The organism is Deinococcus carri (assembly GCF_039545055.1).
Classification (GTDB): Bacteria; Deinococcota; Deinococci; order Deinococcales; family Deinococcaceae; genus Deinococcus; species Deinococcus carri.
Map to the genome: position 1 here is coordinate 45,352 of NZ_BAABRP010000018.1, position 22,075 is coordinate 67,426.

A 22,075-nucleotide genomic window follows, 5' to 3' on the forward strand; every position below is an offset into this window, starting at 1 on the left:
ACCTTCACCTTTGGTCAACGCCGCGCGGGAAGGCGGCCGGGCTGGGCCGATTTCGCGGGCGGCGTGCGGCACAATGGGGCCATGACCGACGCCTCTGACCTCTCCCGTTCCGCCCCGCGCCCGCTGGGGCTGCGCCCGGATGCCCGGCTGGTGGGCCTGCACGCCGAACGCGGCGACCCGCACGCCCGGCTCTCGGCGGCCCTGGCCGACCTCGAAGGCGCGGCCTGGGGCCTGACGCTGGCGGGCGAGGCGGCGCTGGCCGGGCAACTCGCGGCCCTGCTGGGACCCGGCGTGCTGCGGGTGGACGAGCGCCTGGGGGTGAACCGCGCGGCGCTGGCCGGGCACGGTCTGGCCGCCGCCACGCTCGACGCCGACTGGACCGGCGCGCGCGCCGTGTGGCTGGCCGAACCCGACGAGCGGCAGCTCCGCCGCGCCGAGCGGGCCGGGGTGCCCGTCATCGTGGACGCGACCCTCGCGCCGGGGGGCGGCTGGCTGGGGCGCGGGGCCGCCTTCGTGGTGTACCGCAACGGCGTGACGCTGACCGGCTTCGGCGAGGGCGAGCTGGCGCTGCTGTTCGGGCCGGACCAGGCCCCCACACCCGCCGCTCCCGCCCCCGCCGACATCACGGTCGCGCTGGCCCTGCGCGACGTGGCGACCCTGCCGCTGCGCCTGGCCCGCGCCGCCCGCACCACCGCGCAACTGGCCGAGCAGCTGGGGGGCCGCGCCCTCCCCTTTGGCCCCACGGCGCTGCTGCTGCCCCCCGACGCGGCCCCCGACACGTCCTGGCTGCCCGGCGGCGTGCTGGCCGCGGCGCGCAGCGTGGAGGGCGGCGTGGTCCTGACCCCCGGCCTTCAGGAGGCCGAGACGGCCCTGGCCCTGCTGCGGGGAGACACGCCCGCCACGCCCGGAGGCCGGGAGCGGCTGGAGGACCCGGCGGCGGCTGAGCCGGACCCCGCCCCGCAACAGAGGCAGGACCAGCGCCCACCCCGCCGCGAGGACCGCGCGGGCCGCTTCCGCCCCGAACGGGCCGAGGGGGGCCGCGAGACCCGCTTCCCCGCCCCGCGCCCCGTTCAGCCCCAACCTGTGCAGCCCCAGCCCATCCAGACACAGCCGGACCAGCCCCGCCCGGACACGGCGGCCCCCGACCGCCCGGAGCCGCTCGCCCGCGTCACCTTCGACGCGCCGGAGGAGGCCGCGGCGTCCCCAGCCCCGGCACCAGTCCCCACCGCGCCGCCTGAGGAGGAGGTCTGGACGCCCGAGATCGTGTACAGCGACCACACCCCGGAAACTCAGGCCACCCTGCCCACGCCCATCAGCGGCGGTCCGGACGCCCCCGAGCTGGAGGTGACCCCGCCGCTGGCCGCGCCGGATGCCCCCGCCGGGGCCGAGGAAGGCGAGCCGCAGCCGGAGGCCACGCCGGAACCCGAGGCCCAGCCCGAAGAACCCCAGGCGGCCGAACCTCCCGCCGCCGAACCGGAACCCGCCCCCGCCGCGCCCGACCTCACGCCCGACCTGCCCAGCGCGCGTGAGGGGGGCGGGGCCGACCCGGCCGCCGACCTCACCGACGAGCAGGCCGCCGTCTATGCCCGGCTGCGCGAGTGGCGCAACGCCGAGGCCAAGCGCCAGGAGGTCAGCCGCTTCATCATCGCCAGCAACGCCACCCTCGCGGAAATCGCCCGCCGCGTGCCCTACACGATGGACGACCTGAAGGCCGTGCGCGGCATGGGACCGGAGCGGCTCAGGAAGTACGGGGAAAAGATTCTGGAGGTGGTGCGGGGGTAGGGCCGGGAAAAGTGAACCCTCACCCAGAGCCGGGGGCAGGTTGGAGCACGTCTTCCAGCCAGGTTCCCGGTTCTCTTTCTCCCTCCCAGGATGAAACTGTCCCAGCACCAGGTTCTTCACTTCTAACAAAAAATCTCCCGATTCCTTGCGTCATAACATAATCAAATCATAGGATAGGAACACCATGACGAAGCCAGAGCAGGTGCTGGAGGCCTACAGGGCCGCGGTGTACGCAAAAGACGTCGACGCCCTCCTGTCCCTGTACGACGAGGACGTGTGTGTCTTCGACATGTGGGGAAGCTGGTCGTATGACGGAGCCGACGCCTGGCGCGGGATGGTCACGAACTGGTTCGCCTCACTGGGCACCGAGCGGGTGGTCGTGGCTCTGGAAGATGTGCAAACGACCCTAGCAGACGGGCTGGCGGTGATTCGTGCCTTTGTGACCTACACGGGTGTATCGGCCGAGGGCAACACCTTGCGGGCCATGCACAACCGCCTGACCTGCGTGCTCCGGCAACAGGGCGACGGCTGGAAAATCGTCCATGAACACAGCTCGGCACCCGCCGACTTCGAGACGGGGAGGGTCATCCTCCAACGCTGACGCCGTGTGCTTGCCCAAAGGAGAAAACCCCCGGCCTCATTCGCCAGGGCTTTGCCTTTGGGTGGGCTGGAAACGCGGCGGGAGCGCACGAGAGGCTTAGTCAGGTGGGGTGGTTCCCCTTTCTGGGAAATGGCCTCCACGTTCCCACTTGTCATGTAACCCGCTCGCAAGCACAGGCAGCCTCCGCGCTTCTACAGCCCGTACTTCCGGTCTTCCGGCAACTCCGCCTCCTCGTGGACGGCCTGCGCGACCCGTGCGGCCAGGGGGAAGTCGGCGGCGGCGTACCAGCCTTCTTCCAGCCCGCCGCCCTTGTGGCGGTAGACGCACAGGGCTGGGCCATAGCTGCACGCGCCCAGGCAGCCGCTCTCGGTGAGGCGGACGCTGCCGCCCTTCTTGTAGTAGGCGAGGGACGTGCGTTCGAGGTGGTTCCAGAGGGCTTTGTAGAGCAGCGCGGAACCGCGTGCCTGGCAATTCTGGCCCTGGCAGACCAGCAGGTGCCCGCGGGTGGGAAAGAATTTGGGGGGCATGGGTCAGTCCTCCGGGAGGATGAGGGGGCGGCCCTCGTCGTGCAGCACGCGGACGCGCAGGCCATAGGCGGCGTGCAGGTGGGCGGGGGTCAGCACCTCGTCGGGCGTGCCCTGCGCCAACACGCGGCCCCCGCACAGCAGCAGCAGCCGGTCGGCGCGGGCGGCGAGGTTCAGGTCGTGCAGCACGGCCACCACGCCCAGGCCCCCGGCGGCCTCGCGGCGGGCGTGGCGAATCACGTCCAGGCCATAGGCGAGGTCGAGGTGGTTGGTCGGCTCGTCGAGCAGCAGGAAGCGGGGCTGCGCGGCCAGGGCACGGGCCAGACCCACGCGCTGGCGCTCGCCGCCGCTGAGGTCGGCCACGCGCCGATCCACGAACCGCAGGGTGTCGGTGCGGATGAGGGCGTCCGTCACGGCGTCCTCGTCGGCCTGGGTCCAGGGGCGGGTGGGCAGCAGGCCCCATTTCCACTCCCCCGCCCCGCGCCCCAGCGCCACCACGTCCCGCACGCGGGAATCGGGCGGCAGCGCCTCCCCCTGCGCAAGGTAGGCCAGCGTGCGGGCGCGTTCGGCGCGCGGCCACGCCCGCAGCGGTCGCCCCAGCAAGCACACCTCCCCTGCCTCCGGCCGACTCAGCCCCAGCAGCGCCCGCAGCAGCGTACTTTTTCCCGCCCCATTCGGCCCGACGACGGCGGCAAACTCCCCGGCGCGAAAGATGGCACTCACCCCCTGAAGCGCCGGGAAACTCCCCGCCCGGACGTGCAGGTCCCGGGCTTCCAGCGTGTCCGCGCTGGCCGCTGGCCGCTGGCCGCTGGCCGCCCTACTCATACCTTCCCCGCCTGAGCAACCACAGAAAGAACGGCCCCCCCAGCAGCGTCGTGACCACCCCGACCTGCGAGAGCGGCGTGGTGCGTGCCAGCAGGTCGGCCAGCACCAGCAGGGTGCCCCCCAGCAGGGCGGAGACGGGCAGCAGCACGCGGTGGCTCGCGCCCCAGACCAGCCGGACCACGTGCGGCACGATCAGGCCCACGAAGCCGATGATGCCCACGTAGGCGACGGCGGCGGCGGTGGCGAGGCTGGCGGCGACCACCACCAGCAGCCGCAGCCGCTCGACCGGCACGCCCAGGCTGCGGGCGGTCAGGTCGCCCAGTTGCAGGGTGTCGAGCGCCCGGCCCAGCAGCATCAGCACGCCGCAGCCCACGGCGGCGTAGGGCAGCACCGCCGCGATGTCGGGCCACCCGCTGAAGCCCAGGTCGCCCAGGGTGTAGGCCAGCACCCGCCGCGCCCGGTCCTCGCCGCCCAGCATCAGGAAGGTGGTCAGGGCACTCAGGACGCTGCCCACCACCACCCCCGCCAGAATCAGGCGCGTGGGCGGAAAGCGCCGGCCCTCGCGCGCCAGACCCAGCGTCACGGCGACCGCCGCGAGCGCCGTCACCAGTGCGGCCAGCGGAATGGTGCCGCGCGGCCACCCCGCCACGATGCCCACCGCCGCCCCCAGCCCCGCGCCGCTCGCCACGCCCAGCAGGTAGGGGTCGGCCAGCGGGTTGCGAAAGACGCCCTGAAACGCCCCCCCGCACACCGCCAGGCACGCCCCCACCACCACGCCCATCACCACACGCGGTAGGCGAAGCTGCCACACGATGACGTCGTTTCCGGCGAGTTCGGCCCCTGTGATGCCCCGCCACAGCGCCCCCAGCACCTCGCCGGGCGGAATGGTCACGCTGCCCAGACCCACCGCCAGCACGACGGCCCCCAGCAGCACCAGCACCAGCACGGCGGTGCGCCCCAGGCGGCGCGGAACGGGCGGGACCAGCACCCGCCCTTCCTGCTCATAGCTCATAGCTCAAGGCTTCCCCACTCACCGGAACAGTTCCGGGTGAACCAGCCGCGCCAGCCCGCGCAGCGCCTCCGGCAACCGGGGGCCGGGGCGGCCCAGGATGGTGTTCAGCTCCTTCGGGATGGGCAGCACCCGCCCGGTCTTCACGGCCTGGAGAGAGTTCCAGCCGGGGCGAGAGCGGGCCGTCTTGAGGTCCAGGCCCAGCATCAGCGCCGGGTTGGCCTTCACGATGAACTCGGGGTCCACCTTGGGAAAGTCGCCCATGCTGGCCGGGATGATGTTGCGCGCCCCCGCCTTCGCCAGCAGCACGCCGATGAAGGAGTTCGGGCCGACACTGTAGGGCGCGGGGTCGATTTCGAGGTAGGTGCTGGGCTTGCGCGTGGCATTGCGGGTCAGAATTTCCACGCGGGCGATGTCGCGTTTCATGTTCAGCACGAGCTGTTTCGCCTGCGCCTCGCGGTTCACCACGCGCCCCAGCGTGAGGGTCTTGCTGAACACCTCGTCGTAGGTTTCGGGGTTCACGGCCAGCACCGTGATGCCCGCGCGGGTCAGGGGGCCTTCCAGCTTGCCGTATTTGCTGACCACCACCAGGTCGGGCTTCAGCGCGACAATCTTTTCGAGGTCGGGGTCGTAGAGGCCGCCTACCTTCGGCAGCCGCGTCACCTGCTGCGGGAAGTCGCTGTAGGTGTCCACCCCCACCAGCCGGTCGCAGACGCCCAGCGCGCACAGCGTCTCGGTGTCGCTGGGCAGCAGGCTCACGATGCGCCTCGGTTCGGCCTTCACCGTCACCTGGCGGCCCAGGTCGTCGGTGAGGGTGAGGGGGTAGGTGGTCGCGCCCGCCGCACGGCTCAGGGTCGCAGTGCCCAGGGTCAGGCTCAGCACGGTGAGGGGCAGAAACTTTTGCATGGGGAGTCCTCCTGCCCGCCCGCACGGAAAAGGCCGCCCGGTGGGGGCGGCGGCAGGAGCGTCCAGGCGCGGGGGCCGGGCGGGTCCTCCATTCCGCGAGAGGTCAGGCCACCGGCGGCCACGCCTGTGGGCGTGGAAGCCGGGACGGGGCAGGTGTTCGGACTTCTCCCGCCCGTTCTGGCAGGACAGGGGGAGTCACCGTTGCGCGACAGTGCCGGCCTTTCACCGGGCTTTCCCCGCGCCGTCTGCCGCACTATAGCCCCGGTCACGGCGGCCCCAATGTGGCCCCCCTCAGCCCACGGGCTGCGAGAGTTCCGCGAGGCGCTCGCCCAGAGTGGCCGTCAACGCCTTGATGCCCCCGGCAGGCGGGATGGGTTCACCGAAGCGTACGATCCAGCGTTTGCCCTCGCGGCTGAGGCCCACGGGCAGGATGGGGGCCTTGCCCTTGAGGGCCAGCAGCGCCACGCCGCCCTGCATCTCGCCGCCGCCGCGCGTGCCCTCCGGGAAGATGCCCAGCGTGCCGCCCGCTTGCAGAATGCGCAGGCTGGTGCGCACCGCCCCCAGGTCGTTGATGGTGCGGTCCACCGGAAAGGAGCCGCCCGCGCGGATGATGTCGCCAATCACCGGCACGAACAGTTCCTTCTTGGACATGAATTGCAGGTAGCGGCCCGGCGGAAGACTGCGCGCGATCAGAAAGGGGTCGAGGTTGGTGCGGTGGTTCCCCGCCACGATCAGCGGCGTGCCGGGCGGTGGGACGTTCTCGCGGCCATGCACCTCGAACCGGTGCCCCCGCAGCAGCACGGGCAGCGAGGTGACAAACACGACCGCGCGGTACACCAGGGGATTCACGTGCGGAATGCGTGCCGTTTCCGCCGGGGCGGAGGCAGCGGGGGGACGGGCGTCACTCATGAGGCGAGGATACGCCCGCGGGGTGCGCGGGAGGCAGGGCGCGGTGCGCGGTCCAGGTTCTTCCCGCGTCCCCCTTCAGTCCTCCTCTTGCGCCTCCGGGTCGTCTTCCTCGTCCGCGTCCGTCCAGCCCTCCGTCAGCACCGCGCGCACGGCCTCGATGCGCTCGCGGCAGGCGGCGTAGGCGGCGCGGGCCTCTTCGAGCAGCGGCAGCACGCGGTCGAGGTCGGCCTCCCCGTTTTCGAGTTCGGCGGCAATCCGCGAGAGCCGCGCGTAGGCCTCGCGGTAGGTGAGGGGCGGGGAAGCGTCCGGCACCCCCGCAGGATAGCGCCGCTACCCTGGGGCATGACCCCTGCGGCCTTTCCATCCCCAGAGTTCCGGCACTTCGATTTCGCTGCGCTGAGTGCCGCCGACCGCTACAAGCTGGTCACGGGCGTGATCGTGCCGCGGCCGATTGCCTGGGTGGGCACCCTGGGCGCGGACGGGCACGTGAACCTCGCGCCGTATTCCTTTTTCGGCCTGATGGGGTCCGACCCGGCGGTCGTGGCCTTTGCCCCCGGCGACCGCGCCGACGGCACGCCCAAGGACACTGCCCTGAACATCGCCCCGGGCGGCGAGTTCACCGTCAATCTGGTCAGCGCCGACCTCGCGCCCCTCATGAACGCCACCGCGACCGACTTTCCGCACGGCATGGGCGAAGCCCAGACGCTGGGCGTACCCCTCGCGCCGGGCGTGAAGGTCCGCGTGCCGCGTGTCGCCGCCAGCCCCGCCGCCCTCGAATGCCGCGAGGTCCAGACGGTTCAGATTGGCCGCACCCGCGTCATCCTGGGCGAGGTGCTGGGCCTGACCCTGCGCGCGGACGCCCTGCTGGACGAGCAGAAACGCCACGTGGACACTGCGGTGCTGGACCTGATCGGGCGAATGGGGGGGCGGGGCACGTACACCCTCACACGGGACACCTTCACCATCGACCGGGTGAGCTACGCGCAGTGGCAGGCAGGGAAGGAGTAGGGAGGCGGTGCGCGGTACGCGGTACGCAGTGGGGGCTTTTCCCGCGTACCGCGCCCTGCTTCCCGCGTACCCTGAACCATGCCGTTCACCCTCCGGCCCGCCGCGCCCCCCGACGCGCCCGCCCTCGCGCACATTCACACCACGAGCTGGCGGGAGACGTACATGGGGTTGATGCCCGAAGACTTCCTGGCGCGGATGACGGATGAGGCCGCCCGGCAGCGGCGGCAAGCAAGCTGGGAACGGACGCTCGCGGAGGGGCGGGAACTCGTCCTCGTTGCCGAGCAGGACGGCGAGGTGGTCGCCTTCGCCTCGGGCGGCCCGGCACGGGACCACCCCGGCGTGGACGTCGAGCTGTATACCCTCTATGCCCTGCAAGCGGCGCACGGGCAGGGCCTCGGGCGGGCGCTGCTGCACGCGCTGGCACGGGAACTGGGGGCGGGCGGCGCGCGCAACCTGGCCCTGTGGGTGCTGGACGTGAACCCCACCCGCCAGTGGTACGCGCGGCAGGGCGGGCGCGAGGCGGGCGAGAAGGTGGTGGCCCTGCCCGGCGGCGCTGAGCTGCGTGAAGTGCGTCTGGTCTGGGACGACCTCACCCGGCTACGATAGGCCCATGAGCGAACCCGCCCCCAGAGCGATGAGCATGGAGGAGTACCTGCGCACGGAGGAAAAAAGCCCCTACAAGCGCGAGTATGTCGGCGGGTTCGTGTACCCGCTGCACGCTCAGGCGGGGGCCAGACGACCACACGTCCTGATTTGCATGAACATTGCGGGGACACTCTACGCCGACGCTATCCGCGCCGGTTGCCGCCTGTACCAGAGCGACATGAAGCTGCGCGCCCAGGACAGCAGCTCCTTTTTCTACCCGGACGTGATGCTCGTCTGTGACCAAGACAGCGGCGACCAGGACGCCGAAACCTCCCCCTGCCTGCTGGTGGAGGTCCTCTCGGACAGCACCGCCTCCCACGACCGGTTCGGGAAATACGGCGTCTACACCGCCATTCCCAGCCTCCAGACGTATCTCATCGTGGAGCAGAAGGAACGGCGGGTATACGCCTACAGCCGGCAGGAAAGCGGGTGGCAGTTGCAGGAACTCGTCGGCAGCGGCGAGATAGAGGTGCCCTGCCTGGGCCGCACGCTGACGCTGGACGAGATTTACCTCGGGGTGCTGGAGGGGACGTGATAGGGGAAGCAGGACGCGGTGCGCGGTACGCAGTGAGGGTCTTTCCCGCGCACTGCGTACCGCATCCCGCGTCCCACCCCCCTACCGCCGCAGCTTCCGCGCCGCCTCGTCCGGGGTGATCTCGCCGCGTTCCAGGCTGGCGAGGACCTCGGCCTGGGGGTCGGCAGCTTCGGGTTCGTAGCCGATGGCACGCAGCAGGGTGTCGAAGCGGGCGCGCACGGTGGGATAGCTGACGCCCAGCACGCGCTCGACCTCCTTGAGGTTGCCGCGCACGCGGATATACAGGCGCAGGAAGTCCAGATTCTCGGGCGTCAGGATGGCGAACTCGTTCAGTTCGAAGACGCCGCGCACGGTCACGCCGCTGGTCGGGAACCGCAGTTCCGTGACCAGCGGGGCTTCCGTCTCGTCGGGGAAAGGGAGGGGGAGGGGTCTGGGCATGGTTCAGGGTACGCGGTCGGCGGTGCGCAGTACGCGGGAAAAGCCCCCACTGCGTACCGCGCACCGCGTCCCGCCTCCTTATTTCAGGCTGATCCGCACGCTGTTGCCCGCGCTGTCCTCGGCGTTGATGAGGTCGCCGGGGGGCGGGTCGGCCTCGATGAGGAGTTGCAGCGCTTCGAGGCTGAGGCCCGCGCCCTCCAGGGCCTGAATACCGTGCGGCGGAATCAGTTTCTCCAGGTGCGGGGCGAGGCTCACGGGCAGGTTGGCCGCGTACTCGTCGCCCCCGGCGGACTCGACCTGCACACGCAGGATGCGGGCGGAAGCGGGGCGGCCTGAGGTGGCACGCGGGACGGAGCCGTCCATGGCGCGGTCCACGCTGTCTGCAATGCGGTCAACCATACTGTCGATGCCTCCAGTCAGGCGGTCCACGAAGCCGTCCATGCCCTGAACCTGACGGCCACCGACCACCACGCGGGGCGCGCGGGGGGGGAGCGGCGGCTGGGGCAGGTCGCGCACGCCGCGCAGCAGCAGCAGGTGTTCGGCGACCTGCTCGGTGTTCAGCTCGCCGCGCGCCAGCAGGGACGCGACCAGTTCGCGGTCACTCTCGGTCAGGGCCAGGCGGGGATGCAGGGCGGCCAGCAGCGGCGCGGCGTCCTCCAGGCTCAGGCGGCCCGCGCGCACCAGGTCCAGCAGGCGTTTGACCTTCTCTTTCACCGGAAACCTCCTCGGCTGTTCAGGCTGGCTTCCAGCACCCCGCGCTGCTGCTGGCGCACACGAAGCTGCTCCAGGTCGCCGCCCGTCCAGACCAGTGCCCAGAGACGCGGCCAGAAGGAAGGGCGCTGGGCAGGGGCCGGCTCGGCGTGCAGCCGGACGCGGCGAAGGATGCGGAAGCCGCGCCCCCGGTAGACCGTGACCCGCATGACGGGCTGGAGCGAAACGTGCTGGACCGTCATGCCGTCACGACCTTCACCTGGCCGGCGGCCACCTGGCAGGAGAGCCGGGCCTGCCCATCCCCCACCTGGCCGCTGTGGCGCGTGTTGAGAAAGCCGCCCTGCTTGCGGGTGGGAAAGTCGGCCTTGAAGGCCCCCACCGTCACGTCGGCGTTCAGCGCGACGCTGCTACCGGGCAGCAGGTGCAGGCTGGCATTCCCGGCGTTGACCTCCAGGCGGTGATCGCCCCCGGTGAGCTGGCCCGCCCACTTCAGGTTCCCGCCGTTCACGCTGGCATTCAGGCTGTCCGCGCGGGTCAGGGTGAGGTTGCCGCCGTTGACGGTCAGGTGGGCGGGGCCGGTGATGTCCGCAGCGTTCAGGTTCCCGCCGTTCACGTCGGCGTGGAGGCTTCCAGCGCGGCCCATGCGGACATTCCCGCCGTTCACATCGGCCCGCATCTCACCCTCGATGTCGGGCAGCGTCAGGTTGCCCCCCTCCACCCGCGCGGCGACGTGGCGGGGCACAAAGGGCACGGTCAGGATGGCCTTGAGGTTGCTCCAGCCCACCAGCCGGTGCTCGGGCCGCCGCGCCACCCGCCAGCCCTGGGGCGTGGCTTCCAGCAGCAGCCGGTCCTCCTCGCTGACATGCAGCTGCGGGCTGACCACGCTGGTGTCCTCTACCACCTGGAGCGTGAAGCCGCTGACCTCCAGCCGCAGGTCGGGCGGGGTGTCCTCGCCGGCCGCCGTGTAGTGCGCCTGCATGGGGGCCAGCTCCGACCCGGCGGCCTGAACCTCCGTCCCCTCCAGCAGCCCCGCCGCTTCCTCGGGGGTGAGTTTGCCCTCGGCCACCAGACGCTCGACCTGGGCGCGAAAGTTCTCGTCCACGTGTTCATTCATGCGCTCCTCCTTTGAACAAATAGAAACATGGAAACGCGAATCTGTCAACTCCTACTTTCCTTTTAATGAAGGTAGGGAGGGGTGAGGCCCTATGGATAGCGCTATCGGTCCTCTCTACCCCCTCGCCAGTACCCAGAATGTAAAACCTGGCTTTCTAGCCTCCCGCACTCCCTCCGCCACGTATCCTCAGGGCATGACTGCCGCTTCTTCCGCCGTTCCCGAACTGACGCCCGCGCAGCGCACGGAGGTGGAACTCGTCGCGCGGGGCAAACAGGAGAAGTCCCGCACCCTGCGTGACCTGGGCCAGCCCGAGACGCCCGAGGCCGCGCACGCGCTGCTGCTGCGGCTGGGGCTGTGGGACGAGGCCCGCACGCCCTACGCCGACCGCCTGGGCGCGACCCTCCAGGCCGTGGCGCTGGACGTGCCCGACTTCCAGGAGGAAGAACGGCTGGACCTGACCCACCTCCCCGCCTACGCCATCGACGACGAGGGCAACCGCGACCCCGACGACGCGGTGGGTGTCGAGACGCTGGAGGGCGGCCTCACGCGGCTGTGGGTGCATGTGGCGGACGTGGCCGCCCTCGCCCCGGCGGGCAGCCCGCTGGACGAGGAGGCCCGCGCGCGCGGCGCGACGCTCTACCTGCCCGACCGGACCATCGGAATGCTGCCCGACGCGCTGGTGGAGCGCACCGGCCTGGGCCTGCGCGACACCATGCCCGCGCTGTCCATCTCGCTCGACCTCGACGCGGACGGCAACGCGGACGCGGTGGACGTACACCTGACCCGCGTGCGCGTACAGCGCCTCACCTACACGCAGGCGCAGGAGCGGCTCGCGGCGGGCGAGGAACCCTTCGTCACGCTCGCTCGCCTGGCCCGCGCCAGCCGCGAACTGCGCGAGGGGGAAGGGGCGCTGACCATCGACCTGCCCGAGGTGCGCGTGAAGGCGGACGAGGGGGGCGCGACCGTCTCTCCCCTCCCCAAGCCGGAGATGCGCGCGGTGGTGCAGGAGTGCATGACGCTGGCGGGGTGGGCCGCCGCCATCTACGCCGACGACCACGGGCTGCCGCTGCCCTTCGCCACCCAGGACGCGCCCACGCGGGACGTGCGGGGCGACACCCTCCCCGCCCACTGGGCACGCCGCAAGACGCTGGCCCGCACCCGCTTTCAGCCGTCACCGGGGCCGCACCACGGCATGGGCCTGGACCTCTACGCGCAGGCCACCAGCCCCATGCGGCGCTACCTGGACCTGGTGGTGCATCAGCAATTGCGGGCGCACCTGACCGGCAGCGACCCCCTGAGTGGCAAGGAGGTCGCCGCCCGCGTGGCCCAGGCGCAGATGAACGCCGACGCCACCCGCCAGGCCGAACGCCTCAGCCGCAAGCACCACACCCTGCGCTTTATCGCCGCCCAGCCGGGGCGCGAGTGGGACGCCGTGGTGGTGGACCGCCGCGGTCCCCAGGCCACGCTGCTGATTCCCGACCTGGCCCTGGACCTGCCCCTCAGCACGCCCGCCGCCCCCGGCACGCCACTCAAGGTCCGGCTGACGGACGTGAATCTGCCGGCGCTGACGGTGCGGGCACGGGTGATGGGGTAAGGGGTAGGCGGGACGCGGTACGCAGGGCGCGGGAAAAGCTCTTTACTGCGTACCGCGTCCCGCGCACCGCCCCCCCTTTCCCAGAATCGGGTTCACCTTGCATTCATCTCGCGGCGGACCTGTTTACACTCAGGGCCATGAACGGCGTGCCCACCGACATTGTTGCCCTCAGGATGAGTCACTGCCGAGCTGAACACGCTGCCCTGGGAGCGCAGTACCACCTCGCGGTGCTGCATTACCGCGAGTGTCTGGAATCCGCCGAACGCCGCGAGGACTGCCGCGCCGTGGAGTTCTTCGCCCTGAAGCTGGCGGGCTGCTACGAACAGATGGGCCTGACCGACAAGGCCGCCCACTTCCGCGCCCTGGCCTGCCCCGGCGACCTGCCGCTGCTGGGCTGAGGGCGCTGGAGCGGGCCGGGAACGCCCGCGCGCCTGGCCGCGTATTTTTGACATGAACCCCCGCTTCCTGCTGCTGGCCCTGGCTCTGGCCGGGCTTTCCCCCGCCTCCGCCGCGCCGGGGCCGGATGTGCTGCGCCTGCACGCCGGGCAGACCACCACCGCGAACGGCGCGCAGATCACGCTGCTCCGGTTCAGCGACAGCCGCTGCCCACCCCGCGCCTACTGCATCCTGGCGGGCAACGTCACCGCGAAGGTGTTCGTGCGCAAGGGGCCGTCCGCGCGCCTCTACACGCTGTTCCTGCCCGGCCAGGCCGTGAACACGCCCGGCGGGAAGCTGAACCTCACTGCCGCCACCCGCGCGGAGAGGGGCCAGCCCAGGCCGGTGCTGACCTTCACGCTGGACTGAAGGTCCGCAGCGGGTCGTCTGGTCTAATGACAGGCATGACCACGCCGCCTGTCTCCCACTTCCTCCCGCAGGACCCCACCCCGCGCGACCGGGGCTTTGCCATGCCGCCCGAATGGGCGCAGCATGCCGCCACCTGGCTGAGCTGGCCGCAAGGCGACGAGCTGTGGTTCGGCCACCTCGCGGGCGTGCGCGAAGAGTTCGCGGAGCTGGTGCGGACGATTGCCCGCTTCGAGCCGGTGCATCTGCTGGTGCGCGACCTGGAAAGCGAGCGGGACGCCCGCGCCCGCCTGGAAGGCGCGAACGTCACCTACCACCACGTCCCGCTGGACGACTCGTGGATTCGGGACAACGGCCCGATTTTTATCACTCAGGGCCAGCCCACCACCCACAACCCACCACCTACATCCCTCGTCAACTGGCGCTTCAACGCCTGGGGCGGCAAGTTCGAGTGGGAGAACGACGACCGTATTCCCGAGTACGTGGCGCAGTTCCTGGATATGCCCCACTGGGACCGCCCCGAGGTGCTGGAGGGCGGCGGCCTGGAGGTCAACGGCGCGGGCGTGGGCCTCACCACCCGGTCCTGCTTCCTGACCGACACGCGCAACCCCGGAATGACGGAAGCAGACTACGCGGCCCTGCTGCGCGACACGCTGGGCGTGGAAAAGCTGCTGTGGCTGGACGGCGGCCTGGAAAACGACCACACCGACGGCCACATCGACACCATCACCCGCTTCGTTGACCCGCGGACCATCGTGACCAGTGTGGCCGGGGACCAGCAGGACGCGAACTTCCCCGTGATGCAGAAGAATCTGGCCGACCTGCGGGGGATGACCGACCTGGAGGGCCAGCCCTTCCGCGTCGTGGAACTGCCGCTGCCCGCCGTGCGGCTGGAGGGCGCGGAGGGACGACTCCCGCCCACCTACGCGAACTTCTACATCGGCAACGGGTTCGTGGTCGTGCCGCAGTATGGCGACCCCAATGACCTTTCTGCGCTGGACATCCTGCGCCCCCTCTTCCCCGGCCGGGAGGTTATCGGCCTGCCCAGCCGCGCGATTATCGAGGGGGGCGGTTCCTTCCACTGCCTGACGCAGCAGCAGCCGCTGGGGGAGCCGTGGTCGGGCGAGTGATTCCGCTGGGCGGTGGCTACAGCGCCCGTCCCATCTCCTTCGAGGCGTACCGGGAAGCCTGCACTCGGCTGGAAGGCCGCATCTTCGGCGGGAACTGGGGGTATGCCTTCGACCCGCCTGTCAAGGCCCTGCCGCCGCTGGGCGAAACCTTCCAGTGGGGGATTTTCTGCGGCAAGGAACTCGTCGGCTGGCACCACGCCCACCAGCGTGACGAGCGGACGGTCTACATGGCCGACACCGGGCTTCTGCCCGAGCATCAGGGCCAGGGCCTGTATTCCCGCCTGCTGCCGCACCTGGTGGACGTGTACCGGGAGGCCGGGTACACCCTCGTCACCAGCCACCACCGGGCAACGAATAACCGCGTCATCATCCCCAAGCTGCGCGCGGGCTTTTTCATCCAGGGGCTGAACCTGTACGAGGGCGGCCTGAACGTGGCCCTCACGCTCAGCCTAGATTGGCCGTACCGGGAAGCGCTGCACGTCCGCAGCGGCTTCCGGCAGGCCGCGGGCGAGACGGCGCGGCGGCTGGGATTGAACCTGGAGCCGTCGGGAGAGGAGCCGGAACCGGCAGTGCCCCGCGTCCCCGTGCCGGAGACGGACGGCGAGGGCCTGGACCTGGGAGACGGGTACATCCTCCGGCGCGTGCCCTACGAGGTGTACTGGAACGTCTACGCGCGGCTGGAAGACGCCGCCTACCAGTCCGTGTCCTTCGACTGGGCCTCCCCCGCGTTACGCCCCAGCCCTGACGTGCCCAGATACGCCTGGCTGGTCTCGCACGCGGGCGAGGTGGCGGGCTGGCAGCTTTCGCGCCAGTGGGACGCGCGGACGGCCTATATGGTGAACACGGCCTTTCTGCCGGGCCATCGGGGCAGGGGCCTTTATACCCGCCTGCTCCCGGTCGTGCTGGACGCGCTGAGGGCGGAAGGCTACCGCCTCGTCCGCAGCCACCACCACGCCACCAACAACGCGGTGTTGATTCCCAAACTGCGCGCGGGGTTCCGTATCCAGGGCCTCCAGACCGACGAACATGGCGTGATGGCGGTCCTGATTCACTCCTTCGACCCCGTGTACCGTGAGTACATGGACGCCCGCAGCGGCCTGACCCGCCCGCGCGGCGAGGTGGCCCGCCGCCTGGGCTTGAAGTTGCGCGGGCCTGAATTTGAGGGAGGATAAGGGATGACCCAGAATGTCAAGCTCGCCGTCGTGCAGATGCACGTGACCGACAGGCTCGAAGACAACGTGAGCCGCGCCGAGGCCCATGTCCGTGACGCGGCCCGGCAGGGCGCGCAGGTCGTGCTGCTGCCCGAACTCTTCGAGAACCTGTACTTCTGCCAGGTGGAACGCGAGGACTACTTCGCGCTGGCGCATCCGGTGGAGGGGCACCCCTTCATCGGCCGCTTCCAGAACCTGGCCCGTGAACTGGGCGTGGTGCTACCGCTCTCGTACTTCGAGCGGGCCGGTCAGGCGCACTACAACTCGCTGGTGTGCATCGACGCCGACGGGACCCTGCTGGGCAACTACCGCAAGACCCACATCCCCGACGGCCCCGGCTACGAGGAGAAGTACTACTTCAACCCCGGCGACACCGGCTTCAAGGTCTGGCCGACCCGCTTCGGGCGCGTGGGCGTGGGCGTGTGCTGGGACCAGTGGTATCCCGAAACGGCCCGCTCGCTGATGCTGCTGGGCGCGGACTTCCTGCTGTACCCCACCGCCATCGGCTCCGAACCCGCCGAGGTCGAGAGTCCCAACAGCCACCAGATGTGGCAGCGCGCCATGCAGGGCCATGCAGTCAGCAACTCTACCTATGTGGGGGCCTGCAACCGCATCGGCACCGAGCAGGTGGGCGACGTGACGCAGACGTACTACGGCCACTCCTTCATCGCGGATTACACCGGCGACATCGTGGCCGAGTTCGGGGAAACGGAGGAAGGCGCGCTGCTCCACGACCTGAACCTCGCGGAGGCGAGAAAGTTCCGCGCCGGCATGGGCTTTTTCCGCGACCGCCGCCCGGAACTGTACGGCCCACTGCTGACGACCGACGGGGTGACGCGGCGGGGGTAACAGCAGCAGCCAGGGGGGCCGGGTGGCAGGATGCCCGGCCCTTCGCCATCTGGCCGATGCCGTCCTGTGGCTCCTCCCCTACCCTGCCGTATGGATGAGATTGCCACGTACTACGGCCTGGACCGCGAACACGACCGCCTGACGCGCGGGCTGGGCGTGGTGGAGTTCGCGCGGACGCTGGAACTGCTGGGCCGGCTGCTGCCCCCGGCTCCCGCCGCGGTGCTGGACGTGGGCGGCGGAACGGGCGTGTACGCGCGGGAGCTGCTGAAGGCCGGCCATGCGGTGCACCTGCTCGACGCCATGCCGGGCCATGTGGCACGGGTGCGGGCCGACCCCACGCTGGCGGGCCTCACCTCCGTCACGCTGGGCGACGCGCGCAGGCTGCCATACGCGAGCGCGAGTGCCGACGCGGTGCTGCTGCTGGGGCCGCTGTACCACCTCACCCGGTCCGCCGACCGCGCAGCGGCCCTGGCCGAGGCGAGGCGGGTGCTGCGGCCGGGCGGCGTGCTGGTCGCGGTGGGTATTCCCCGCGCCGCCGCCATCTGTGGCGACTTCACACGAGGTCTGCCCGGCGAACCCTACTTCCGCCCGATTCGTGAGGCGGCCTACACCGGAGGGGAGTACCTGAACCCCGAGCACCGCCCCGGCTACTTCACCACCGCCTATTTTCACCACCCGCATGAACTGGAGGCGGAACTGGCCGCAGCGGGAGTCCGGGACGTGACGCTCTACGCTCTGGAAGGCCCGGCCAGCCTGCTGCCCGACCCGGAGGAGATCATGCGCGACGCGGAACGCCGGGAAGGACTGCTCGCCGCCCTGCGTCTGATGGAGCGTGACCCGGCCCTGCTGGGTGTTACCCCACATCTGCTGGCGGTGGGGCAGGGCTGAACCTGTCCCCGTAGCTCGCCCCCGTGAAGGTCAGCCCGTACCCCGGCACGTTCGCCCCCGCCTGCGCGCGCTCCCGCCCGGCGAGGATGGCGGCCACCGCCTCCGGGGCGAGTTTGCCCTGGCCGACCAGCAGCAGCGTCCCGACCAGCCCGCGCACCATGTGGCGCAGGAAGCTCTCACCCGCGACCCGCACCTCCCAGACGCTTCCGCCAGGAACAGGGGGGCCGGGATACACGGCGAGCGCCCGCACCTCCCGCACGGTCTGGCGGTCCTCGCGGGTGGCGAAGGCGGCGAAGTCGTGGGTGCCGACGAGGGCGGCGGCGGCGGCATTCATGGCGGGCATGTCCAGCGGACCGGGGACGTGCAGCACCCGACCCACCCAGAGCGGGTGCCGCTGCGGCGCATTCAACAGCCGATAGGTGTACCGCCGCTCGGTGCAGGAGAAACGGGCGTGAAAGCCCGCGGGGGCAGGCCCGGCATCCAGCACCGCCACGCTGGGTGGCAGGTGGGCATTCAGCGCCCACGCGAGCTTTTCCGGCGGGATGCGGAAGCTCTCCGGCACGTCCACATGGGCAGGCATTGCCTCGGCGTGAACGCCCGCGTCGGTGCGCCCGGCGGCGACGGGGCGGGCTGCTCCTTCCCCGCCCAGGCGCAGCAGCGCGGCGTGAAGCGTGTCCTGGACACTGGGGGCATTGAGCTGGGCCTGCCACCCGGCAAAGTCCGCGCCGTCCCAGGCCAGCAGCAGGCGCAGGCGCTGGAAACCGGGTGGGGGGGCAAAGGTGGGCACACCAGTCATGGGGGCAGGGTAACGTGGAGACGGATTCCTCACACAACAGCCACGCCTCCCCCATTATGCTAAGGATTGTGACCCCCGTTCTCATCCGGTGCTCTTCTGGGCAGACAGGCGCGCTGCCCACCACCCGGCGCGTTCTGGCCACCGCGGCGCTGGTGCTGGCAGGTCTAGCAAGTGCGGCCACCAGCTACCGCGTACGCCCCGGCGACAATCTGACCGTGATTGCACAGCGGGCCGGCATCAGCGTCTCGGCCCTGAAGGACGCGAATCCGGGCCTGAAAAATGCCAATCAGGTGCAGGCGGGCAAGACCCTGCGGATTCCCAACCGGCAACTGCCCGGCACGGCCCACCGCGTCAAAAGCGGCGAGAACCTGATTCGCATCGCCCACCGCTATGGCCTGAGCCTCTCGCAACTGCTGCGGGCCAATCCGCAACTCGGGGCCGGGCGACCCCTGCGGGCAGGGGCCAGCGTTCACATTCCGGGGCGCAACGTGGCTGCCCGCCTGCCTCGTTCGGGGAGCGCGGCGGAGAGTCCGGCAGGCAGCCGAACGGTGCGGCGCAGCACACCCGCGGCGGCCGTGCGGACGGCCTCCATCCGCGTTTCCTCGGTACCAGCAGCCTCGGGGTGGCTGTGGCCGGTGCCGGGGTACCACTACGTCAGCAGCGGTTACGGCGACCGCGTGCTGGACGGCGAACACGAGGGCCATTACGGCGTGGACATCGTGGCCCCGCAGGGGACCATCGTGCGTGCGGCACGCTCGGGGCGGGTGCTGGAATCACGCGCCGATTTCGAGCGGGGCTGGGGCTGGACGGTCGTGGTCGAGCATCCCGACGGCTGGATCACCCGCTACGCCCACCTCAGCGCCAACCTCGCGCGGGCGGGTGACCGGGTCGTGCAGGGGCAGCCCATCGGCCGCGTCGGCAGCAGCGGGCGCAGCACCGGCCCCCACCTGCACTTCGGCACCTACATGCGCTGGAACCCCAAGGACCCCCTGGCGCTGTACTGAGGGGAGCGGTCAGCTTTCCGCCATCAGCAGACAGCCCGGCGGTACCCTGTCGCCATGACGGCAAGGGTACATTACGCCGAGGCACGCGGCGAACACGCCGAGGCTGACCTGCGCGCCTTCCTGAACGCGCTGCCGGGTCTGCCGGGCTTCGTGGGGGCCGAGCTGCTGGTCAGCCCCGCCCAGCCCGGCCTCGCGCTCGTCGCCAGCCGCTGGGCGGAAGAGGTGCCCCCGCTGCCCCTGCCGGGCGGCGTGCGGGCCTGGGTGTTCGAGGTGCTGGACGGGCGCTGAGCCGCTTACTCCTGGCCTTGCTTTCCGAGGCACCTTGTCTTACGATGCCTCTACATCGGAAAGCGATGCCTGTGGCCTTTTTCGGGCCGTCAGGGAAAGAACCGGTATGGACCCCCAGCAACTCAAGGGCCACCTCGACCTGCTTCTGCTGGCCGCCCTCGAACAGGGGCCGCGCTACGGCGGGCAGATCATCGCGGACGTGCAGGCCAGCACGGACGGGTACTTCACGCTGCGCGAGGGCACGCTGTATCCGGCCCTGCACCGTCTGGAAAAGGCCGGGTGGATCGCGGGCGAGTTTCAGGTCTTGCCACGCGGGGGCAGCCCGGTCAAGGTGTATACCCTGACCCCTGGCGGCCAGCAGGAACTCCGCGCCCAGCGCGAACGCTACGAACGCTTCAGCGCCGCCGTGCGCGGTGTGATCGGGGGCCAGGCATGAGGGAGACGGAACAGTACCTGAAGCGGGCGACCCGTGGCCTGTGGGGCAAGGCCGCCCGCGAGGCGCGGCTGGAACTGCGCGGGGCCGTCGAGGACAAGGTTTACCGGTACAGGTTGCTGGGGCTGGACGAGGCGGCAGCGACCCGCGCCGCCCTGCGCGATCTGGGCGACCCCTCCGCCATCGCGCGTGACCTGAGTCAGGTCCACACGCTGCCGCAGGCAGGCCACGCGGCGCTCCTCGCGGGCATGGCGGCGCTGCTGGGGGTGCAGGCGCTGGCGCAGGTGCCGACGGTGAATGCTGCTCCCTTGGCCCCTCGGTCCTCTTGCAAGTTGGATACTGCCACTTTGCAGAGGCTGACCGAAGCAGAGCGGGCGTGGGTGCAAGCTGAACTGACCAAACCGGGGGGGCGCGAGCGGCTGGAGGCCCATTGCCGTGATTCCCGCAGCCCCAATGAGCTGTTGAAGTTCAGTGATTTGATTGCGGCGCTGAAAGCGGGTGGCGTAGGCGTGCAGGTGGTGGAGGGCACGGACGCCTTTCTCCACCTGAAGTTCCCCGGCATCAGCGAACCCCAGGCACTCAACCTCAACGAGTTTAACCGGGAGATCAAGGGAGAGCGGTATGTCCCTGTCGGCAGCCTGCTGGGGCAAGCACTGTACTCGGTCAAAGTTCCCCTACGCCTGACCGGATTGAAGAATCCTACCTTTGAAATTGGCCCGGCCCGGATGCGACTGGGCACTGCGGACCAGCCTATCTACAGCACCAACCTCTACTCTTTGCTTATCTGGGATGAGCTGTTCAGAGGGCTGAAATCTGCTGCACCGGACTCGGCCCAGATACGAGAGATGGGGTTCTTTCCCGAGAGTGGAACGCCTTCCATCCTGACCCTCAGTGTTCCCGTGCTAGGCGCTGCGGGGACCTTCTACGCCATCGTCTATGGTCAACCTTCCAGTACGGGGAAGGGACTCAACTTTACCCTGCGGGCCGCACAGGACGGTCAGGTCGCTTTTCCCGCGCCGCTGTCGCGCGGCGGCCAGCCCGCCGTTCCGCGCCTGGTGGCCACACCCGCCGAGTTCTTCCGGGTTAGGGATGGGGAACAGCCGGCCGCACTCCTCTACCGGGTGGACACAGCCGACCTGCGGAATCTGAAGCTCGTTCCTGTACCCGCCGTCCCCGCCTCCCAACTCAAACTCGACACGCAGCCCTGATTACATCTCCGGCACGTACTCCGCGAGTTCCTCCAGCAGGTCGCGGGCGGTCAGGTCCAGGCGCACTGGCGTCACGCTGACATACCCGGCCTGCACCGCGCCGTAGTCGGTGGTCTGGTCGTGGGCGTCGGCGGCGCGGCTCTGCCCCGCGACCCAGTGGTATTCGCGGCCTTCCGGGTCCTGGCGGGTCACGATGGTGTCTTCCCAGCGGTGTTCGCCCACCCTGGTAACGCGCACGCCACGGGGCATTCCCGCCGGGAAGTTCACGTTCAGCAGCACGCGCGGCGGCAGCCCCCGCGTCAGCACCTCGCGCGCCAGCCGGGCCGCGTAGGCTGCGCCCGCCGTGAAGCTGTACTCGCCCCCCGCCCCGCTCTGCTGGCTGAAGGCGATGGACGGCAGCCCCAGCGCCAGCCCCTCAATGGCCGCCGCGACCGTGCCGGAGTGCGTCAGGTCGTCGCCCAGGTTCGGCCCCAGGTTGATGCCACTGACCACCAGGTCGGGCCGGCCCAGCAGATGCACGCCCAGCACCACGCAGTCGGCGGGGGTACCGTCCACCCGGTACGCCGGGATTTCCCCGAAGCCCGCCGAGGCGGTGTGCTTGAACCTCAGCGGGCGGCGGATGGTGATGCCGTGCCCCACCGCCGACTGTTCCACGTCGGGCGCGACGACCACCACATCGCCCACGTCGGCCAGGGCGAGGGCCAGCGCCTTGATGCCGGGTGAAAAGATGCCGTCGTCGTTCGCCACCAGGATGGATTTCCGGGCAGTCCGTCTGTGCGTCATGCCCCAGGCTAGCGCGCAGCCTGCCCTCCCCCTGCTAGCATTACGCCATGAACAAAAGAATTGTCGTGAAGTTTGTTCCACCC

At 70.5% G+C, this 22,075-nt stretch carries 28 protein-coding genes; 16 read left to right on the forward strand and 12 right to left on the reverse strand.

All coding sequences use genetic code 11. From position 1 onward, the window contains the following. Nucleotides 1-81: 81 nt before the first annotated feature. Nucleotides 82-1,782: an HRDC domain-containing protein gene (locus ABEA67_RS16295; protein WP_345467222.1), complete on the forward strand. Its 1,701-nt coding sequence runs from the start codon at nucleotides 82-84 to the stop codon at nucleotides 1,780-1,782. Between the two features lie 184 nt (nucleotides 1,783-1,966). Continuing rightward, nucleotides 1,967-2,383 carry a YybH family protein gene (locus ABEA67_RS16300; protein ID WP_345467224.1) on the forward strand — a complete coding sequence of 139 codons (417 nt, stop codon included), beginning with the start codon at nucleotides 1,967-1,969 and terminating at the stop codon, nucleotides 2,381-2,383. 191 nt (nucleotides 2,384-2,574) lie between these two features. Here ABEA67_RS16300 and ABEA67_RS16305 read toward each other — a convergent pair whose 3' ends face one another. The 6 genes from ABEA67_RS16305 to xseB form a co-directional block, all read right to left on the reverse strand. Further along, a complete protein-coding gene (locus ABEA67_RS16305; RefSeq protein WP_345467226.1) occupies nucleotides 2,575-2,910 on the reverse strand; it encodes a (2Fe-2S) ferredoxin domain-containing protein in 336 nt (111 codons plus the stop codon). Nucleotides 2,911-2,913: 3 nt separating this feature from the next. Continuing rightward, nucleotides 2,914-3,732: an ABC transporter ATP-binding protein gene (locus ABEA67_RS16310; RefSeq protein WP_345467229.1), complete on the reverse strand. Its 819-nt coding sequence runs from the start codon at nucleotides 3,730-3,732 to the stop codon at nucleotides 2,914-2,916. Continuing rightward, entirely contained in the window at nucleotides 3,725-4,744 is a 1,020-nt protein-coding gene (locus ABEA67_RS16315) for a FecCD family ABC transporter permease (protein WP_345467231.1), read from the reverse strand. Before ABEA67_RS16315 ends, ABEA67_RS16310 begins: the two co-directional genes overlap by 8 nt. An 18-nt stretch (nucleotides 4,745-4,762) precedes the next feature. Continuing rightward, a complete protein-coding gene (locus tag ABEA67_RS16320; RefSeq protein WP_345467233.1) occupies nucleotides 4,763-5,647 on the reverse strand; it encodes an ABC transporter substrate-binding protein in 885 nt (294 codons plus the stop codon). 291 nt (nucleotides 5,648-5,938) lie between these two features. Beyond that, entirely contained in the window at nucleotides 5,939-6,556 is a 618-nt protein-coding gene (locus ABEA67_RS16325; protein WP_345467236.1) for a lysophospholipid acyltransferase family protein, read from the reverse strand. A gap of 75 nt (nucleotides 6,557-6,631) precedes the next feature. After that, entirely contained in the window at nucleotides 6,632-6,868 is a 237-nt protein-coding gene (gene xseB, locus ABEA67_RS16330; protein WP_345467238.1) for an exodeoxyribonuclease VII small subunit, read from the reverse strand. Nucleotides 6,869-6,898: 30 nt separating this feature from the next. Between xseB and ABEA67_RS16335 the strand changes: the two genes are divergently transcribed. From ABEA67_RS16335 to ABEA67_RS16345, 3 genes are all read left to right on the forward strand, one after another. Beyond that, nucleotides 6,899-7,564 (forward strand): flavin reductase family protein, encoded by a 666-nt coding sequence (locus tag ABEA67_RS16335; protein WP_345467240.1) that lies wholly within the window; start codon nucleotides 6,899-6,901, stop codon nucleotides 7,562-7,564. Nucleotides 7,565-7,642: 78 nt separating this feature from the next. Continuing rightward, entirely contained in the window at nucleotides 7,643-8,170 is a 528-nt protein-coding gene (locus tag ABEA67_RS16340) for a GNAT family N-acetyltransferase (RefSeq protein ID WP_345467242.1), read from the forward strand. A 4-nt stretch (nucleotides 8,171-8,174) separates the two neighbouring features. Then, nucleotides 8,175-8,744: a Uma2 family endonuclease gene (locus ABEA67_RS16345; protein WP_345467244.1), complete on the forward strand. Its 570-nt coding sequence runs from the start codon at nucleotides 8,175-8,177 to the stop codon at nucleotides 8,742-8,744. Between the two features lie 81 nt (nucleotides 8,745-8,825). On the opposite strand, the gene ABEA67_RS16350 is transcribed toward ABEA67_RS16345, so the two are convergent. The 4 genes from ABEA67_RS16350 to ABEA67_RS16365 all read right to left on the reverse strand — a co-directional run bounded on the left by ABEA67_RS16350 (nucleotide 8,826) and on the right by ABEA67_RS16365 (nucleotide 11,007). Next, the gene (locus tag ABEA67_RS16350) at nucleotides 8,826-9,182 is read right to left on the reverse strand and encodes a DUF2089 domain-containing protein (protein WP_345467246.1); all 357 of its coding nucleotides are present in this window, start codon (nucleotides 9,180-9,182) and stop codon (nucleotides 8,826-8,828) included. Nucleotides 9,183-9,260: 78 nt separating this feature from the next. Continuing rightward, complete coding sequence (locus tag ABEA67_RS16355) at nucleotides 9,261-9,896, reverse strand: hypothetical protein (RefSeq protein WP_345467248.1); 636 nt, start codon at nucleotides 9,894-9,896, stop codon at nucleotides 9,261-9,263. After that, nucleotides 9,893-10,135, reverse strand: coding sequence for a hypothetical protein (locus tag ABEA67_RS16360; protein ID WP_345467251.1), 243 nt, complete (start codon nucleotides 10,133-10,135; stop codon nucleotides 9,893-9,895). The genes ABEA67_RS16355 and ABEA67_RS16360 overlap by 4 nt, the downstream gene beginning before the upstream one ends. Then, nucleotides 10,132-11,007, reverse strand: coding sequence for a DUF4097 family beta strand repeat-containing protein (locus ABEA67_RS16365; protein ID WP_345467254.1), 876 nt, complete (start codon nucleotides 11,005-11,007; stop codon nucleotides 10,132-10,134). Before ABEA67_RS16365 ends, ABEA67_RS16360 begins: the two co-directional genes overlap by 4 nt. A 193-nt stretch (nucleotides 11,008-11,200) precedes the next feature. On the opposite strand from ABEA67_RS16365, the gene ABEA67_RS16370 reads away from it, so the two are divergent. The 7 genes from ABEA67_RS16370 to ABEA67_RS16400 all read left to right on the forward strand — a co-directional run bounded on the left by ABEA67_RS16370 (nucleotide 11,201) and on the right by ABEA67_RS16400 (nucleotide 17,480). Further along, on the forward strand, nucleotides 11,201-12,601 hold the full coding sequence (locus tag ABEA67_RS16370; protein WP_345467255.1) for an RNB domain-containing ribonuclease: 1,401 nt from the start codon (nucleotides 11,201-11,203) through the stop codon (nucleotides 12,599-12,601). Nucleotides 12,602-12,738: 137 nt separating this feature from the next. Continuing rightward, a complete protein-coding gene (locus ABEA67_RS16375; RefSeq protein WP_345467257.1) occupies nucleotides 12,739-12,999 on the forward strand; it encodes a hypothetical protein in 261 nt (86 codons plus the stop codon). Nucleotides 13,000-13,051: 52 nt separating this feature from the next. Then, nucleotides 13,052-13,405: a hypothetical protein gene (locus ABEA67_RS16380; RefSeq protein ID WP_345467260.1), complete on the forward strand. Its 354-nt coding sequence runs from the start codon at nucleotides 13,052-13,054 to the stop codon at nucleotides 13,403-13,405. A 101-nt stretch (nucleotides 13,406-13,506) separates the two neighbouring features. Further along, nucleotides 13,507-14,532, forward strand: coding sequence for an agmatine deiminase family protein (locus ABEA67_RS16385; RefSeq protein WP_345467284.1), 1,026 nt, complete (start codon nucleotides 13,507-13,509; stop codon nucleotides 14,530-14,532). Beyond that, the gene (locus ABEA67_RS16390) at nucleotides 14,517-15,704 is read left to right on the forward strand and encodes a GNAT family N-acetyltransferase (RefSeq protein ID WP_345467263.1); all 1,188 of its coding nucleotides are present in this window, start codon (nucleotides 14,517-14,519) and stop codon (nucleotides 15,702-15,704) included. Before ABEA67_RS16385 ends, ABEA67_RS16390 begins: the two co-directional genes overlap by 16 nt. A gap of 3 nt (nucleotides 15,705-15,707) precedes the next feature. Then, nucleotides 15,708-16,592 carry an N-carbamoylputrescine amidase gene (aguB, locus tag ABEA67_RS16395; protein ID WP_345467265.1) on the forward strand — a complete coding sequence of 295 codons (885 nt, stop codon included), beginning with the start codon at nucleotides 15,708-15,710 and terminating at the stop codon, nucleotides 16,590-16,592. Between the two features lie 90 nt (nucleotides 16,593-16,682). Then, complete coding sequence (locus ABEA67_RS16400; protein ID WP_345467268.1) at nucleotides 16,683-17,480, forward strand: class I SAM-dependent methyltransferase; 798 nt, start codon at nucleotides 16,683-16,685, stop codon at nucleotides 17,478-17,480. Here ABEA67_RS16400 and truA read toward each other — a convergent pair. Further along, nucleotides 17,446-18,276 (reverse strand): tRNA pseudouridine(38-40) synthase TruA, encoded by an 831-nt coding sequence (gene truA, locus ABEA67_RS16405; protein WP_345467270.1) that lies wholly within the window; start codon nucleotides 18,274-18,276, stop codon nucleotides 17,446-17,448. The two genes, ABEA67_RS16400 and truA, sit on opposite strands and share 35 nt — an antisense overlap. 68 nt (nucleotides 18,277-18,344) lie before the next feature. Between truA and ABEA67_RS16410 the strand changes: the two genes are divergently transcribed. The 4 genes from ABEA67_RS16410 to ABEA67_RS16425 all read left to right on the forward strand — a co-directional run bounded on the left by ABEA67_RS16410 (nucleotide 18,345) and on the right by ABEA67_RS16425 (nucleotide 21,209). Next, entirely contained in the window at nucleotides 18,345-19,280 is a 936-nt protein-coding gene (locus ABEA67_RS16410) for a LysM peptidoglycan-binding domain-containing M23 family metallopeptidase (protein ID WP_345467272.1), read from the forward strand. Nucleotides 19,281-19,334: 54 nt separating this feature from the next. Further along, on the forward strand, nucleotides 19,335-19,568 hold the full coding sequence (locus tag ABEA67_RS16415; protein ID WP_345467274.1) for a hypothetical protein: 234 nt from the start codon (nucleotides 19,335-19,337) through the stop codon (nucleotides 19,566-19,568). Between the two features lie 106 nt (nucleotides 19,569-19,674). After that, nucleotides 19,675-20,004, forward strand: coding sequence for a PadR family transcriptional regulator (locus tag ABEA67_RS16420; RefSeq protein WP_345467276.1), 330 nt, complete (start codon nucleotides 19,675-19,677; stop codon nucleotides 20,002-20,004). After that, nucleotides 20,001-21,209 carry a permease prefix domain 1-containing protein gene (locus ABEA67_RS16425; protein WP_345467278.1) on the forward strand — a complete coding sequence of 403 codons (1,209 nt, stop codon included), beginning with the start codon at nucleotides 20,001-20,003 and terminating at the stop codon, nucleotides 21,207-21,209. Before ABEA67_RS16420 ends, ABEA67_RS16425 begins: the two co-directional genes overlap by 4 nt. Here the strand turns inward: ABEA67_RS16425 and surE are convergent, their stop codons facing one another. Further along, complete coding sequence (gene surE / locus ABEA67_RS16430) at nucleotides 21,210-21,992, reverse strand: 5'/3'-nucleotidase SurE (RefSeq protein ID WP_345467279.1); 783 nt, start codon at nucleotides 21,990-21,992, stop codon at nucleotides 21,210-21,212. Nucleotides 21,993-22,075: the final 83 nt, after the last annotated feature.